The organism is Actinomycetota bacterium, from assembly GCA_035640355.1.
Classification (GTDB): Bacteria; Actinomycetota; UBA4738; order UBA4738; family HRBIN12; genus CALGFI01.
Genome location: DASQWI010000002.1, coordinates 95,330 through 110,634 on the forward strand (window position 1 = coordinate 95,330; position 15,305 = coordinate 110,634).

The following is a 15,305-nucleotide window of genomic DNA, read 5'->3' on the forward strand; positions in this document are numbered from 1 at the left end:
ATTCCGGCCGCCTCAGACCAAAGCGTCGCCTCGGCAGGTCACGAGTCCTCACCCCAGACATCCGCCAACCCTTCAAGTAGTTCCTCGGGGAGAGCTTCGGTCCAGGCGGCCCTAAGCGCCATGGCTTTGGTCTCAAGTCGCTCAAACACAGCGATCGTTTCGGGCTGGAAGAGCAGCGGGTGACGGCGCTCGTCATTGCGGTAGTCCTTGTCGAGGTCTCGCAGCTTCGACTCATTCCGCGCAACGAACTCGTTGATGATTCCTGCAAACCGGTGTGTTTCTTCAGGGTCATAGACTTGAGCCAGGACTGAGAGCACCTGTATGGAAAGCTCTGAGTCGAATGGCTTAGCGAAGAGCCGGTAGAAGGGCCTCTCCAGAGCCAGCAGCATCCTAGCCTCGCCGTAGCGGTCCCGGGAACTCACCGCTCTCAGAGTCCGATCAGCCTCCTCATCGAAAACCTCGACGAACGCGGCAAGGCGATAGACGGAGCGTTGGTGTTCCTCGGGTGGAGGCAGCGCACCCTCGGGTGGCTTGTAGACAAGATCATGAGCCACGGCCGCCCAAGCCGTCTCCGCAGACGTATGGAGCTGGATCTCACAAGGCAACTCGGTAAGTTCCGGCGTATCCAAGAGGTCGCTCTCCTTGAGCCGCACCTCGAAGTGCTGGCCGAGGTACCCCATCTCGTTGTAGGCAAGGCTTGACCGCTTGTTCTCGAAGTGGTCGACATTGAACCGGTCTCTGATAAAGCCTGCAATCTCTCCCAAATTAGAGTAGAAGGGCGCAATGACACGGACGCCGGCCTTGTCCCGAATCTCTCGGTTGGGGTCCCCGTAGCCTTTCCTAATCGCCTTCTTCAGAAACGAGTCGATCGTCTTGGCGCGTGACTCAAACCGGCAAACTAGGCCGATTTCGCGAGTGGCGCCCTCCAAGATGCGTCGGACGTGGCTCGCCAACTCCTCGTAGCTGGCGTAGTCCGACAGATATCGTTCGCGAAGGGCATCAATGTCAGTCACTGGTTATCGGCGGCCGGAGATGCCCTTCAGCTCGTCCTCAAACTCCACTCGCGTTCGACCATCCGGCCGCGACTCAATCTTGAGCTTGTCTTCGGCGACCTCGGGCGGGGCCAGCAGTATCAGACCACTCTCGAAATCGAGACGCATCTTCTGAATACGCGACTTCACGAGCTCCAGGTTCTTCGGGAACGCGCGAATCGGTATCTCCCAGTTGCGTAGCGCATCCAGATAACGGTCCTGGTCCTCGACCTCCAAGTGCTCGATCGCGAAGTTTCGAGGTTGTACCCGATCTACGGCTCTCGACACTTCGCTCAGTAGAGCAATCTGATATCGCGCTTTGCGGCTGGGGTCCAGTACGTCATCGTTGATGAAACTCTCTGTGGCATCGACGAACCGCCTAGTGATGACGTCTGGTGCCATCCTCAGCGTGCATCCCAGGAACTTCCGTAGGAAGAAATCAGCGACGGCCGAACCCGGGATCTGATTGTCCGAGACGAGACCTACGACTACATCCCCATCCTGCCAGAACAACCCAGCTTTGAAGACCCGCGTCCGTTCAGTGAGCATGAGTTCTCGAATGTGCTGCAGGCTCAGAGTGTGCTTTCCACTTACCGTGGCCTCGCGTACTCGAACACCTTGCTCCTTCTCAAGCTTGAGGACGGCCACCGATGCGGTTCCTTCCAGGGATCCAGTGGCAACGACGAGCAGGCCGCCCGAGTTAGCCCCCGTCTGCACGGCGTTGAGGTGTTGCGCCATCTTCTTTGACCTTGAAACAAGGCGCTGACTGCCCGCTAGCAGGGCCCCCACCAGTTCGGGCATAGGTGATGTCGAGTTCGCATCGAAGAGGACGTCAAACGCAGCCCTCCGAAGCGACCCCCGGATGCGTTCCCGGAAATAGTTCTTCAGCTCTGCGTTGAGCGGTGGCGCAGCGTCGCTCAGATTCGGCTCTACTCCTTCAGTGTCGACGAGTCGATATGGGACCTCGTGAACGATCACACGCCCAATTCGGAGGGACCCGAGATCAGCCACCGGAGTACTCCTGTATCTCGGCGGAATTCTCCATCACCGTGATAATCGGAGTCGACTCGGCGCGACTCAAGAGCCGGTCGTCTGGCTCGCCGTGGCTCAAGAGAGTCCGCAAGGCGCTCCTGATGTGCGCGCATGTGCGCGCTCGTGGTCTCCCTGAAGATCGATCGGTCAGGATTACTCCGCTGACCTGCGACTACGTGGTGGGCGCGGCAGGTTTTGAACCTGCGACCTCTTGCGTGTGAAGCAAGCGCTCTCCCACTGAGCTACGCGCCCGCGGCGGCAAGGGTAGCACCACATAAAAGGAGACGGCGGCGCGTGCCCGCGTCGCGCCGCCGTCCATCGCCGAGCCTTGCGGCTCAGACGTTCGCGCAGAAGTGTGGCACCCGGATGCCCTCCGGCGCAAGACCAATCTGCGCTGGCCAACGGGCAGTTTCGGTGGTTTCGAACGCCCACGGTCCAGGCTTCCGACCGCGCCTAACCGGGTACGCGAGGACCCGTGAGCGCAACCACCTGGGGCCCGATAGCACTCCTGGGGTCGGGCGAGTTCGAGCCGTGGGCTGGGGACGCCGAACGCCTGATTCTCTCCGAGGCCAACGGGGACGGGAGCGTGGCGATCCTTCCGCTCGCATCGGCGCCCGAGGGTGAGACGTACGCCGACTGGGCGCACAAGGGACTGGAGCACTTCGGTGAGCTCGGCGTCCCCGCACGTGTGATAGAGGTGAAGGAGAGCGGCGACGCGTTCAAGCGAGAGGTGTTCGATCAGCTCGAACGCGCGAGCCTGATGTTTTTCTCGGGTGGCAATCCCGCTTACCTAGCGGGCTCGGTGACCGGAACGCCGCTCGGTCGCGCCCTGCTCGATGCGCTCGAGCGCGGGGCCGCGCTCGCCGGGTGCAGCGCCGGCGCATGCCTCATGGGCGAGGCAGCACCCGAGAGCGTGACCGACGAAATCGACGAGTACCAATGGGTCGCGGGGCTTCGGCTGCTGCCGGGCGTTTGGGTCGTTCCCCACTGGGATGCGCTCCGCGACGACGTGCGCGAGTACTTCCTGACCCACATCCCAGCCGAGGGCATCGCAGTCGGGATCGACGAGAGCACCATGCTCGTTCGCCTCGCCGACACGTGGTCGATCCACGGAGAGGGTTCGGTCTTCGTCCGCGCAGACGGACGGAACCTGCGCGTTCGCCGTGGGGACCAGCTCGCCGGCGCGCTGCCGCTCCCGATCCGCCCGTGACCGGTCGCGCTGCGGCTCACCTGGGGGTCGACCGTGCCGCAAACGCTCGGACGCTTCATCATGGGGTATCAACTGGACGACGCGGCGAGTCATGCCGCTAGAACGATGAGAGGAAGAGGAGGTCAACGTGAGCTTCGACGCGACGGGCAACGGTGAACTGAGCGACACGGCGGGAACGGCTGGCTCGTCGACAGCGGAGAAGCGCCTCGGCATCGCCGAGGTCGTGCGCGCGATCGCGGCCGACCTGTCGCTGCTCGTTCGACAGCAGATCGAGCTCGCCAAGCAGGAGATGAGCGAGGCGGCAAAGGCCCGGGCGCGAGGGGTCGGCGCGTTCGTCGCCGCCGGGGTGCTCTCGCTGTTCGTGATCGGATTCCTCGGGATGACGCTCGCGGCCGCGCTCGCGATCGTGTTGCCGAACTGGCTCGCCAACCTGATCGTCGCCGGTCTGTTCCTGCTGATCGCGCTCGTGGCCGTCATCGTCGGCCGAGCATCGATGAAGACCCCCCGTGCGACGGCCGAGCGCACCAAGGAGACGCTGAAGGAGGATGTGGAGTGGGCGAAACAGCAGATTCGACGGTGAGGGAGATCGAGGCTACGAGGCGTCGCCTCGACGGAGAGGTTCGCCAGCTCGAGGCGATGCTCCCCGCGCCCGTCGCGTGGGGGAAGCGGATCGTCGGCGGGATCGTCGGCGGAGGCATGGTCGGGACGGCCTTCTGGTTCCTCGTTCGCCGACGGAAGGGCAAGAAGGAGCAGAGAAAGCTCAAGGACTTCGACAAACGCCTGTCGAAGGTCGAGCGGCGGATCCAGAACTTCGAGGAACTGTAGCCCGGTTCGCGAAAAGAGTGCGGTTCAGCAGTCCGAGCCACGTACCTCGTTAGTATCCGCCGCCGCTGCCGCCACCACCTCCGTTCGGGCAGGCGACGAGCGTGAGAACCACGACGATGAGCAGCAACTCGATAGGGATCCGAGTCCAGAACGGCCGATACGGCGTCATGCTCGAGGCGTACCCCGAATCGGCCGCACGCGAACGCTCCCCCGACGCTCCGCTGATCCCAACGCCGGTACCCTCGAAACCGTGTCGGAACGGAGTGATCGGGTCGGGCCGTCGATCCGGCTCGAACCCTGGAGCGAACGAGACCAGCCGCTCCTTCAACAGCTCCTCGGCGTCCCAGAGATGACCGAGCACGTCGGTGGGCCCGAGGACGCCGAGAAGATCGGCGAACGTCAGGCGAGGTACCAGTTGCCGAGTTCTCGCCAATACAGGATCGTCGTCGACGGCGAGAGCGCCGGGTGGGTCGGCTACTGGGAGCGCGAGTGGCTCGGCGAGAAGGTGTGGGAGACCGGCTGGTCGGTGCTACCCGGATTTCAGGGGCGAGGCGTGGCAAGTGAGGCGACACGCCAGCTGATCGAGATCGCGCGGGCCGAGCGCACGCTCCGTTACGTCCACGCGTATCCGTCGCTCGACAACGCACCGTCGAACGCGATCTGTCGCAAGGTCGGGTTCGAGCTGATGGGCGACCACGAGTTCGAGTACCCCAAGGGCAACTTCATGCGCTGCAACGACTGGCGCTACGACCTGCTCGCGTAGTCGAGATCGCCAGACTTCACCAACAGTCGCTCGGCCCGCGCGCAAGAACGGCCGCTACGGGTGCCCGGGTCGCCGGGATGCAGAACATGCGCGGCGCCTTCACCGCGAAGGGCCTCGCATGGACTCACGCGCGTTCATAGACGCGTTGGGGTATTGACCCGGCGCCGATGAGGGAACACCTATGAGACAGGCATGACGCACGAACTCATCGACGGATGGCTCTACGGCAGGCTCCGTGGGCCGAAGGGGCGACTGATCCCCGTGCGCCGGTTTCCGCAGCTACCGTTCTACCGCCGGCAGGATGACCGCCCGGACCTCGTGCAGCACACCACGCAGGTGGCCGAGCATTACATCCCCGTTCTTCGTTACCCGACGGAGTGGCAGGTCGGCATCTACCAAGGCGAGCTCATCATCGGTCAGCACAAACCGACGTGGGCACGAGGCGAGGCGACCGATGAGCAGGATCACCACGCCGTTCAGATCGAGATCCAGGCCGACAGCAGGATCGAGGTCTGGCTTCCCCGACCGGACATCCTCGACGCGCTCGTAGCGCTCATGGCGTTCCTCCACCGACGGGGACTGGTCAACACGGCACTGAAGAGACCGGACCACCAGAGCTGGCCCTTGCGAGTCGATCGGCTTCCGGCCGCGACCGACGACTACTACCGCCGGAAAGCCGGACTGTGGCGGAGGGAACCTGGCGTCTACGGCCACATCGAGATGCCGGGCGACGAGCACTGGGACCCCGGCGGCCTGAACTACCCAGTCCTATTCGAGATGGTCAGCGACGTGCTGAAGGCAGGAGGCGACAAAGAAATGGGACTCAGCGAAGAAGAGCTCGAGGCGGTTCGGTTCGCCAACGGTCAGTTGTCGTTCCTCGAGGGAGGGCGAGAACCGCCGGAGGCCGGTCCCAAGCGCCGCGGCTATCGCTTCGCCCGATCGATCAACGAACACCTCGAGGAACTGACCACGGCGGCAGGAGCAGCCGAGCCTATGACCGAGGCATTGCCCGACGACGCCGAGCTGAAGGCGATGCGCGAGTACAAAGGCCCACAGGAGCACCACGCGGGACGCGAGGAAGAAGAGGAGAGCCGCGACACGCCGTCATAGCCGGCAGACGGCTCTAGCGCTCGGTGCTGCTCCCACCTACTTGGGTGAAGCGGATCGTCTGCTTCGCGAGGTCGGCTTCTTCGAGGCGGACTCGGACGCGAGCTCCGAGCTGCGTGGCCGCGTCACAGGGGCCGACGACGGCGGGGCTCCGGATCGTGACCTCTCCCTTACTACCCTTCCAAAGGTCTACGACGAGCGCGTCGAACTCACGGCCGACCATCGGCGCGAGGACCGACGCCTCGACGGCGTCCACGATCGACCGCTCGAGGCGGTTGCCTCGATCCACGCCCTCGCGCATCTCGTCGGGCAGCCGAGGCAGCGCGTCCTTGACCCATGCGGGCACGGCCACGCCGGAAGCGACGGCGAGACACGCCTCGAGCGCGTAACGATCCACGAGCCGCCGGAGCGGGGCGGTGACGTGGGCGTAGGGTGCCGCGACGGCGGCATGCGTCCGTTCTTCCGGCGCGGTTCCGTCGAACGCCTCGTACGAGGCGCCCCGAAACAGCACGGTGGCTTCCTGAAGGAATACCGCATCCGCCTCGGAACCACTCGCGTCGAGTACCTGCAGGAGCTTCGCGTACGGCCGTTCGGCGGGCCAGTCGATGCCGAGCCCGGCGGCGACGCGGCGAAGCCGGTTCACCTCGCCCGACTTGGGCGCCGGCATCGTTCGGAGGATTCCGACACCGCCGCGTAGCATCAGCTCGGCCGCCACGCGGCCCGTCAACAGCGACAATTGCGCGTTCCAACCCTCTACCGGTAAGGGCGCCTCGAACGAGAGGTCATACCCCTTCGAGCTCGACACGACCTCCTGTCTCGGGACGTTCAAGCTCGAGCCGCCACGGTCGCGTTCGGCCTCCTGGAGCACGTGGCCGATCCGAGGAAGGATCGCCAGCATGGGGTCGGCCGTGCCGGCGTCGAGCGCCGACTGGACCTCTGCATACGCGATCTTAGCCCTGCTCTGAACGGTCGCCCGCGAGACGACCACGTCGTCGGTTTGGCCGTCCGCGTTCACGTCGATTCGCCACACGATCGCGGGCCGTGGTCCCGACGGCATGAGCGACGCCGCGGACTCGGAGAGCACCGGCGGGTACAGCAGGGCTCGGTGGTCAGGGCTGTACGCGGTCTCCGCGCGCCGATGCGCCTCGGCGTCGACGGCGCCGCCTGGCCGAACGAAGGCCGCGACGTCGGCGATGGCGTATCGGAGCCGGAACGCGCCTCGAGGAAGGGACTCCAAGTGAAGCGCCTGATCGAGGTCCCTCGAGCCCGGCGGGTCGATGGTTACGAACGGGACGTCCATGAGATCGGTGTCGGGAAGGTTCGGAGCCGCGGCTGAGGCCGCCGCCTCGTCGAGCACTTCTGGTGCAAACGACTCGGGGATCCCGATTTTGGCCCGGATGTCGGCGAACACCGCTCGAAGGTCGTCCCCGGGAACGGTGAGTCGAACGGATCGCCTCGGCACCTTGCGAGGATAGGGGGCTCAGTGACGACGCAAAGCAACGACGCAAAGGGGACGTAAGCGACAGCCAGCCGCGCGGGATAGGTTGTGGACGCCGCGTATGCGCGGAACGCGAGTGAGGAGCCGACGATGCGTGTCGTCTTGTCCGGTGGTCGGGTATTCGATGGCACCGGAGCGCCGGCCTCGGAGGCAGATGTCGCGTTCGAGGACGGACGGATCGTCGAGGTCGGTACCGCTATCGACGGCGACGAAGCGGTCGATGTTTCTGGCGCGACGCTTCTACCCGGTCTGTTCGATTGCCATATCCATCTGGCGGATCGTTACGAAGATCGCGACGAGCTCGCCGTGATGAATCGGCCCTTCTCCTATCGGTTCTTCACGATCGCGGAGAACCTCCGCCGGACACTGGCGCTCGGTATCACGACCGTGCGCGACGCGGGCGGTGCCGACCGCGGTCTCAAACAGGCGGTCGAGGACGGTGTTCTCCTCGGCCCTCGGATGCAGATCTCGGTGACGGCGCTCAGCATGACCGGAGGCCATAGCGACGGCTCGCTGCAGAGCGGCGCGATGTCGTGGTGGGGCGTCACCTATCCCGGCATGCCAGACCCGATCTGCGACGGCGTCGACGGCGTGGCCACCAAGGTGAGAGAGGTCGTTCGGGCTGGCGCCGACGTCATCAAGATCTCGTCGACGGGTGGGTTCCTGTCCCCGTCCGACGACCCCAAGCTGCCGCACTTCTCAGAGCGAGAGATCGAATCGATCGTCACGACCGCCGCAGATCTCGGACGATGGGTGATGTCGCACGCGCACGGGCCCGAGGGGATCAAGCGAGCGGTACGAGCGGGGGTGCGCTCGATCGAGCACGGAACGTTCCTCGATCCCGAGGCTGCGGAGCTGATGGTCGACCGAGGAACCTGGCTCGTGCCGACCCTTACGTCGGGTGACACAACGGAGGCGCTCGCCGAGGACCCGAAGGTTCCCGAGCCCGTTCGCGAGAAGCTCCGCGGACTGGGGCGTCCCGAGATCCATGCTTTCCGGCTCGCGGCGGACGCCGGCGTCAAGGTGGCGATGGGTACCGACTGTCCGGTTGCGCCGCACGGGACGAACCTTCGCGAGCTTCAGCTCATGGCAGAGAACGGGTTCACGCCCGAACAGGCGCTCGTTGCCGCGACCTCCAGCGCCGCCGACCTCCTGGGAGTTGGGGACGAGCTGGGGACGCTCGAGCGCCGAAAGCTCGCGGACATCACGGCGGTCGACGGCGATCCCTTCGAGTTCGAGAAGCTGCCGGAGCGCATCCGTGCGGTCTACAAGGAGGGCGTCCGCGTGGTCGGCTGAGCCTCACGCGATGCAAGATTTTCTACGCCTACGCTTCGTCCGACCCGCTTTCGATCTGCTCGAGGATCCGACGAGCCTGCGCCTCGAATCTCGACGGAACGAACACCTCCGCCTTTCCCACGGGATATGGACCTTCGCGGCCCTCGCCCTTGAGGTCGACCGGGATGCCCTCGGACTCGAGGCGGCCCTTGGCGATCTCGCCTTCGACCCAGGACTGCGTCAGCAACACTCGCACGTAGTCATCCCCCATGGGTTCATCCTGTCACGCACCGCTGCCTTGAACGGCGAGCTCTTCGACGAGTCCACGGACCCGCTCGCCGATCTCGTCGCGGATCGGGCGGACCTGCTCAAGGGGAAGCCCCGCGGGGTCGCCAACCTCCCAGTCGAGATAGCGCTTGCCGGGGAAGATCGGACAGGAGTCGCCGCACCCCATCGTCACGATCACGTCGGCGGCGCGGACGACCTCGTCGGTCCACGGCTTCGGGAACTCGCTCGAGATATCGATGCCTACCTCGGCCATCGCTTTGACGGCGGCAGGATTCACCACGCTCGCGGGATCCGAACATCCCGAATACACTTCGACGTTCTCGCCGCCGAGGTGCTGCATCCACCCCGCCGCCATCTGAGAGCGTCCGGCGTTCTGAATGCAAAGGAACACGACCATCGGCCTCGCGTCGGTGAGCGTTCCCTCGATACGAGCCAGCGCCCGCAAGCGCTGTCGGGTGAAGCGCTCGAGGAACAGCGGGATGAACGCCGCGACCTTGGATCCGGACAGCTGATCCCAGGACTCGGCCATGTACCGCTGGATCGTCTCGGAGGCGAAGATCCCCGAGAAGTCGGTGAGGAGCCGATCGGCCACGCCTTTGATCAACGGCCGCATCTCGAGCGGAGCCGCTGTGAGTGGATCGGTGAGGCTCATCGACGACACCTCCTCGGTCGACGGGGGGAACGGACGTGCGGGGCGAGGATCTCGACGCGCGCGGTGATCCGGCCCAGCGCGCGGTCGAACGCGGAAGGCGATCGACTGCGGGCGGGGTCGGGGATGGACCAGTGCAGGAGCTTGGCGTCTGCGGAAAGCGACCGAACCTGTTCGTGTGCGATGTCGCACACCGTCACGACCAGATCGGGGTCGTCGGTCACCTCGTCGATCGACCTGGTTCGCGACCCTCGGAGGTTCAGGCCGGCTCGGGCCGCGGCCTCGATCGCCTCGCGACGGACCCGCTCGGCCGGCCTGGTCCCGGCACTCGATGCGCGCACGTCGTGCCGCGCGTTCCACACCGCGGCGGCGAGCTGAGATCGAGCGGAGTTCGCCGTGCAAACGAACAAGACGTGCCGCGCTACCAACGTCGCCACTGGCTCCGCGATCACGGAGACCGCATCGGGAACCAGGCGGACGTACCGCCGACGGGCATCTCCCGCCGAAGCGAGCCGTTCGACGATCCCCGCCTCTTCCAGGACTCGCAGATGGTGAGCGAGCAGGTTCGAACCGATCCCGAGCGAGATGCCCAGCTCGGAGGGGGACCGATCGGACATCGCCAGTTCGTCGACGATCTCTAGGCGATGTGGGTCGGCAAGCACTCCATGGATCGCTGCTCGCTCGACCAGAGACATCTCGACCACGATTGCCTCAATGTTTGCTGAGGTTCTTGGTGAATGTCAAGAGAGATGTGCGGTCCTCCGACGCCTTCGAATCAGACTTCTCTGTGACGTGCTTCACGTCGTGGCGGTTGCATATCGCGGGCGCCCGGTGGGCCGGTAAACCTGGATCGTTACCCCGTTCGGAGTGGCCCGCGAATCCAAAAGTTCGAGCGCGATATCCGGGCCGGTTTCTGGGAACAGCCGCGTGCCCTGGCCGACAACCACGGGGCAGACGAATAGGTTGATCTCGTCGACAAGCTGATTATCGAGTAGCCATCGAACCAGGGCGCCACTGCCGTGCACCTGCAGCTCCCCTCCCTGCTTGGCTTTCAGCTGGCCGATGGCCGCCGCAAGGTCACCGGAGAGAACGGTCGTGTTCGCCCATTGCGGGTCGGTGATCGTGGTCGATGCGACGTACTTGGGCTGCGTGTTCAACGCAGCCCAGACGGGGCTGTCGCCCGGATCGTCCCACGTTCCCCAGGAGCCGGCGAAGATCTCGTAAGTCCGCCGGCCGAACAGGAACGCATCCGCGCGCTCGTAGATCTCGTTGAGACGCGTCATGGTCTCGTCGTCGAACAGCGGCGCGACCCATCCCCCGCGCTCGAACCCACCGCGGCGGTCCTCATCCGGCGCGCCGAGTCCTTGCATCACTCCGTCGACGGTGACGATCGTCGTGCTCGTCAATCGCATCGGTTTCCTCCTTCCCAGTTCGTGAGCGTCCATCCAACCACCCGGTTCGCATTAGCTGGCCGTCCGACGGTCGTCCACAACACGTCACCCAGATCCAGCGGAAAGCTGGTCGGCCACGACCGACGGTTGAAGTCAGCTCAGCGAGTACACGAGCACCGCGATGTTGGAGTCGCCGAGCTGGCCCGCGCTGGTCAGCCGCATCGGGCCTGGCGGCCGGACCGAGAAGGCGGGAACGCCCTCGACCAGGACACCAGCGCCGACCATCATGTGCAGCTCATCGACCAAGGCGGAGGCCAGCAGGCCGTTCCACGTCGTCAGGCTGCCGAAGACCAGCAGTGTGCCTCCCTTGCCTCCCTTGGCCTCGGCGATGGCGTCCCGTGCCTCATCCCGGCGCAGGATCCTGGTGTTCTCACGCCACGGGCCGGTCTCCTCCGCAGTCATGCTGTCGGAGATCACCAGGTGCTCCAGCTCACGATGCCGGCTCGAGATGGCCCGCTCGACCTCGGGCTGGGCGGGGTTGTCGACCACCTTAGGCCAATAGCTCACGAATTCGCGGTACGTCGTGGCGCCGGAGACCAGGGTGTCGGCAGCCCGCATGAGCTCGAGGTTGTAGTCACTGAAGGACGTGTCGAACGGCAGCGCCATCACGTCGCCGTCGGGACCGGACGCGTAGCCGTCCAGCGAGATCAGGTTGCTGACGATTAGCTTGCGCACCCTCACCTCCGAGGTATCTCACGCGGCGCCAGAAGTATGACGCCCAACCCTCCAGAGAATCATCTGCGTCCGATCTGTCGTCCACGACGGTCATGAACGCCTGACCGCCTCGAAGTGTCTACCGCAAGTAGCAACGCCCGACCGCGACACTTCAACCGTCGAACTTGACCGAGGACGTCCGCCGAGAGTAGAGAGAGTTCATCCAATCGGAGGGGGGAGTGCAATGAAGGACCTAACCGTCTCCCTCGAGGACCGACCCGGGACCCTCGCCGACCTGGGCGAGGCGCTCGGTAAGGCCGGTATCAACATCGAGGGGTTGTGCGTTGTCACCAGCGAGGGGCGTGCGATCGGGCACGTCCTCATCGAGGACGCTACGGCTGCGCGAACGGCGCTGGAAAGCGCCGGCATAAAGGTCGAGGGCGAGGCCGAGCCGCTCATCTGGGAGACACCACCGGATGCCGTCGACCGGCCCGGCGCGATGGGCGAGTCGGCCCGTATCGTCGCCAATGCCGGCGTGAACATCCAGCTGCTGTACCTCGCGACCAAGAACCGCGCCGTGTTGATCACGAGCGATAACATGAAAGCGGCCCAAGCGCTCGCCTGATTGGGTCTGGCTTCACTGCCGGCCGCCGTACGGTCGGTTAGTGGGGTCGCAATCGCTGGAGGAACGGGCATCCGAGGAATGGGGCTCGGATCCCGAGAACCTGTTGGGTTCTTTTCGATTCCAGTGAGCGCCGCCTCGTCCCGCCCTCGGCCCCGGGGAGAACTCGGCATTGTCCCGAAGGACCGGCCTCGGATTTATCATCCACTTGCAGGGAGAGCGGAGTGAACAAGTTCGTCGCCTTCATGATCGGGTTCGTGCTCGGCGGCGTGGTCGTCGGGGGGGCGATTTACTTGTCGGACACTCAGGACGATTCTCCTTCCGGGCCGATCGAGCAGACAGAGGTCTCTGGATCTCTACCTGCCGAAGACTCATCCACTCCCACTTCAAGCGGTACCGGCGATCCGAGCGCGTCCCCGACCGCCACCGTCCCCACTCCGGTGACCGAGGCAGATGAGCTTCGTCTCGACGGGCTCGGATCGATGACGATCGGAATGCACGTCGACGATGTCGAGCGTGCGACGGGGATGGAAGTCGATGTCTCATCGGACTTTTCCCCTCAGTGTCGATACGGGCAGTTGGTCGGCGGCCCCAACGACCTTTTCCTGATGTTCAGCCGACGAGAGCTGGTGCGGATCGACATAGGGACCGAGTCGGCGATCCAAACAGATACCGAGATTGGAGTGGGGAATCCAATCTCGGAAGTCGAAGACGCCTACGGCGATGAGCTCGAACACGAGCTCCATCCTTACCTGGGTGATCGCGGCAGCTACCTCATTTTCGATCCCCGACCCGAGGATGGCCTCTTGATCATCTTTGAGACCAACCGACGCAGCGTGACGTCCTTTCGTTCGGGATTCGATGAGCAGGTTCGTTACATCGAGGGCTGCGCCTAGACTCCTCGTTTCACGCCCGGAAGACGTGGTCGGGGTGGTGGAGACCCTCGCTGCGAGCCTCCGCACCCTCTCTCGCCTTGGTGGGCATCGTGTCGAGACCGCTGCCGTCCTTGTAACGCTCAAACCACCAGGGCCACCAGAGACGTGGCCGGCGCGCCGAGTTCCCTGGATTCCATCGACCGACGCCTCGTCCGGCCGTTCCGTCAATTTTGGTCAACGTGAATGCCGCGGCCGGTCTCCCTGGCAATAATCGCGAGGCAACGAGGCAGCGGCCGCCGCGAGTACGCGGCCTTTCGTTGTCTTCCGACTCCCGTACGCGTTGCCGGGGAGGGTCATGGCGGAGAGATTGGGGGAGCTGCGGCGATCGCTGCCGGCGTTGATCGCTTCGATCCCCGTCTTCATCGTCTTCTTCGCGGTGCTGGGGATCGTCCTGACGGCGGCGGGTCCTGAGGGACTCGACCTGACGGACGCCCAGACGAGCGGCTGGATTGCGGTGCTCTACGGGCTCCCCACGCTCATCGCGCTCGCCCTGACGGTCCGTTTGCAACAGCCCCTGCTCATCACCGGGAACATCTTCGCGATCATCTTCTTCGTGTCCCTCGGGGACACTCTCAGCTTCGCCGATCTGGCCGGCGCCTCAATGCTGGCGGGCGCGATCGTGTTGGTGGCGGCAGTGTTCGGGCTCACCCGTCGGATCGCGGCCTGGATCCCCGCACCCATCGTGTACGGCCTGATCGCCGGCGCGGTGATGCCCTTCGTCGTGAACGTGTTCACTTTCCTGAGCACCTCGCACGATGGCAACCGCCTCCCGTACGAGGTGCCGCTCATGGTGGGCAGCGCGCTGTTCGCGTACCTCCTGAGCCAACGCGTGCTCGGCACGCGTGTCCCACCGATTCTGCCGGCATTCCTCGCCGGGCTCGTGGTGGCGGCGGTTACCGGCCAACTCGGCGCCTTCCCGAGCTCGTTCACGCTGCCGAGCCTCGAGCTCGCACCCCCGTCGTTTTCGCTCAGCGCCATCGTTACCGCAACGCCGGTGCTCGTCGCGCTGCTAACGGTGCAGTCGAACATCCCCTCACTTATCTACATGCGGACGCAGGGCTTCACTCCCCCAGAGCGTGCGATCGACATCGTGAGCGGGGCCGGAACGATCGTCGGCTCGCTCTTCGGTCCCATAGCGGTCTCGCTGGCGCTCCCGCCAGTGCTGCTAACGGCCGGACCAGGGGCCGGTCTGCCGGCGATCCGCTACCGGGCCGTCTACCTACCGGTTGTTGCGGGCCTGTTGATCGCGTTCTTTGCCGGCACGGCCGCTGACCTCGCGGTGCTGGTGCCGTCGACATTGCTACTCACGATGGCCGGGTTGGCCCTGATCGGAGCCCTCGTGAGCGCGCTGAGAGAGATCACGCGCGGTCCGTTGGTCCTGGGCCCGATCCTCGCGTTCGCGATCGCGCTCTCGAACCTGACGCTCGCCGGATTGGGACCGTTCTTCTGGTCCCTCGTCCTCGGCGCCAGCATATCCCTACTGGTCGAACGGGACGGCTGTAGGCGGCTGCAGGTCGAGGCGGACTCCAAGGGACCGGTGGATCGGGCCGCGACGCCGAGAATTGATGGGAGCCTCGACTGCCAGGTCACCAAGCTATGAGGCGTCCGTTCACATCAGTCCCTCCAGGAAGATGATCGGAGTTCTTCGCATCCATCGATTGGAGGTGACGAATGTGTCGCTGCGTTGGACCCCTGAATGGCTCAGATCCTTTCAGCGAGACGGTCGCGCAAAATGCTCATGCCCGCGTGCACGGAGTCGCACAAGAGGTCGATCGATCCCTTGATATACACGTCCTTCTGCGTTCAGGAAGAGGTCAGCCACCGGCGAAAAGGTGGGTTGACCTGCGGCTTTGCTCGTGGGCGCTAGAGGATTCGAACCTCTGGCCTCTTCCGCGTCAAGGAACGGCAGGCATGACGACCGCCATGCCGCTGACCTGCGGATCCATCGAATGCGCTGGTCAGAGG

Annotated in this window: 18 protein-coding genes and 1 tRNA gene; 9 read left to right on the plus strand and 10 right to left on the minus strand. The window is 64.8% G+C overall.

Features of this window, described 5'->3' with window-relative positions; translation table 11 throughout:
* Window positions 1-38: 38 nt before the first annotated feature.
* From VFA08_01185 to VFA08_01195, 3 genes are all read right to left on the minus strand, one after another.
* Window positions 39-1,013, minus strand: a complete 975-nt coding sequence (locus VFA08_01185; protein ID HYZ12210.1) for a RelA/SpoT domain-containing protein — start codon at window positions 1,011-1,013, stop codon at window positions 39-41.
* A 3-nt stretch (window positions 1,014-1,016) separates the two neighbouring features.
* Window positions 1,017-2,042, minus strand: coding sequence for a nucleoid-associated protein (locus VFA08_01190; GenBank protein HYZ12211.1), 1,026 nt, complete (start codon window positions 2,040-2,042; stop codon window positions 1,017-1,019).
* A gap of 198 nt (window positions 2,043-2,240) precedes the next feature.
* Window positions 2,241-2,315: transfer RNA gene (locus VFA08_01195), tRNA-Val, on the minus strand.
* Window positions 2,316-2,538: 223 nt separating this feature from the next.
* Between VFA08_01195 and VFA08_01200 the strand changes: the two genes are divergently transcribed.
* The 3 genes from VFA08_01200 (at window position 2,539) to VFA08_01210 (ending at window position 4,098) form a co-directional block, all read left to right on the plus strand.
* Window positions 2,539-3,273, plus strand: a complete 735-nt coding sequence (locus VFA08_01200) for a Type 1 glutamine amidotransferase-like domain-containing protein (protein ID HYZ12212.1) — start codon at window positions 2,539-2,541, stop codon at window positions 3,271-3,273.
* Window positions 3,274-3,400: 127 nt separating this feature from the next.
* The gene (locus VFA08_01205; GenBank protein ID HYZ12213.1) at window positions 3,401-3,853 is read left to right on the plus strand and encodes a phage holin family protein; all 453 of its coding nucleotides are present in this window, start codon (window positions 3,401-3,403) and stop codon (window positions 3,851-3,853) included.
* The gene (locus VFA08_01210) at window positions 3,826-4,098 is read left to right on the plus strand and encodes a hypothetical protein (protein ID HYZ12214.1); all 273 of its coding nucleotides are present in this window, start codon (window positions 3,826-3,828) and stop codon (window positions 4,096-4,098) included. Before VFA08_01205 ends, VFA08_01210 begins: the two co-directional genes overlap by 28 nt.
* A 49-nt stretch (window positions 4,099-4,147) precedes the next feature.
* Here the strand turns inward: VFA08_01210 and VFA08_01215 are convergent, their stop codons facing one another.
* Window positions 4,148-4,459 (minus strand): hypothetical protein, encoded by a 312-nt coding sequence (locus VFA08_01215; protein HYZ12215.1) that lies wholly within the window; start codon window positions 4,457-4,459, stop codon window positions 4,148-4,150.
* On the opposite strand from VFA08_01215, the gene VFA08_01220 reads away from it, so the two are divergent.
* Window positions 4,349-4,861, plus strand: coding sequence for a GNAT family N-acetyltransferase (locus VFA08_01220; GenBank protein HYZ12216.1), 513 nt, complete (start codon window positions 4,349-4,351; stop codon window positions 4,859-4,861). The two genes, VFA08_01215 and VFA08_01220, sit on opposite strands and share 111 nt — an antisense overlap.
* Before the next feature lie 192 nt (window positions 4,862-5,053).
* The gene (locus tag VFA08_01225) at window positions 5,054-5,971 is read left to right on the plus strand and encodes a hypothetical protein (GenBank protein HYZ12217.1); all 918 of its coding nucleotides are present in this window, start codon (window positions 5,054-5,056) and stop codon (window positions 5,969-5,971) included.
* A 13-nt stretch (window positions 5,972-5,984) separates the two neighbouring features.
* On the opposite strand, the gene VFA08_01230 is transcribed toward VFA08_01225, so the two are convergent.
* On the minus strand, window positions 5,985-7,430 hold the full coding sequence (locus VFA08_01230; GenBank protein HYZ12218.1) for an RNB domain-containing ribonuclease: 1,446 nt from the start codon (window positions 7,428-7,430) through the stop codon (window positions 5,985-5,987).
* Between the two features lie 126 nt (window positions 7,431-7,556).
* Here VFA08_01230 and VFA08_01235 point away from each other — a divergent pair, with 126 nt between their 5' ends.
* On the plus strand, window positions 7,557-8,762 hold the full coding sequence (locus tag VFA08_01235) for an amidohydrolase family protein (GenBank protein ID HYZ12219.1): 1,206 nt from the start codon (window positions 7,557-7,559) through the stop codon (window positions 8,760-8,762).
* 28 nt (window positions 8,763-8,790) lie between these two features.
* Here the strand turns inward: VFA08_01235 and VFA08_01240 are convergent, their stop codons facing one another.
* The 5 genes from VFA08_01240 to VFA08_01260 all read right to left on the minus strand — a co-directional run bounded on the left by VFA08_01240 (window position 8,791) and on the right by VFA08_01260 (window position 11,804).
* The gene (locus VFA08_01240) at window positions 8,791-9,012 is read right to left on the minus strand and encodes a DUF2007 domain-containing protein (protein HYZ12220.1); all 222 of its coding nucleotides are present in this window, start codon (window positions 9,010-9,012) and stop codon (window positions 8,791-8,793) included.
* A 12-nt stretch (window positions 9,013-9,024) separates the two neighbouring features.
* Window positions 9,025-9,681, minus strand: coding sequence for an arsenate reductase ArsC (locus VFA08_01245; protein HYZ12221.1), 657 nt, complete (start codon window positions 9,679-9,681; stop codon window positions 9,025-9,027).
* Window positions 9,678-10,373, minus strand: coding sequence for a helix-turn-helix domain-containing protein (locus tag VFA08_01250; protein HYZ12222.1), 696 nt, complete (start codon window positions 10,371-10,373; stop codon window positions 9,678-9,680). Before VFA08_01250 ends, VFA08_01245 begins: the two co-directional genes overlap by 4 nt.
* A 102-nt stretch (window positions 10,374-10,475) precedes the next feature.
* A complete protein-coding gene (locus VFA08_01255; protein ID HYZ12223.1) occupies window positions 10,476-11,090 on the minus strand; it encodes a dihydrofolate reductase family protein in 615 nt (204 codons plus the stop codon).
* Between the two features lie 132 nt (window positions 11,091-11,222).
* The gene (locus tag VFA08_01260) at window positions 11,223-11,804 is read right to left on the minus strand and encodes a dihydrofolate reductase family protein (GenBank protein HYZ12224.1); all 582 of its coding nucleotides are present in this window, start codon (window positions 11,802-11,804) and stop codon (window positions 11,223-11,225) included.
* 223 nt (window positions 11,805-12,027) lie between these two features.
* Here VFA08_01260 and VFA08_01265 point away from each other — a divergent pair, with 223 nt between their 5' ends.
* From VFA08_01265 to VFA08_01275, 3 genes are all read left to right on the plus strand, one after another.
* Window positions 12,028-12,408: an ACT domain-containing protein gene (locus VFA08_01265; GenBank protein HYZ12225.1), complete on the plus strand. Its 381-nt coding sequence runs from the start codon at window positions 12,028-12,030 to the stop codon at window positions 12,406-12,408.
* Window positions 12,409-12,629: 221 nt separating this feature from the next.
* Entirely contained in the window at window positions 12,630-13,301 is a 672-nt protein-coding gene (locus VFA08_01270) for a hypothetical protein (protein HYZ12226.1), read from the plus strand.
* A gap of 334 nt (window positions 13,302-13,635) precedes the next feature.
* Entirely contained in the window at window positions 13,636-14,940 is a 1,305-nt protein-coding gene (locus tag VFA08_01275) for a benzoate/H(+) symporter BenE family transporter (GenBank protein ID HYZ12227.1), read from the plus strand.
* Window positions 14,941-15,305: the final 365 nt, after the last annotated feature.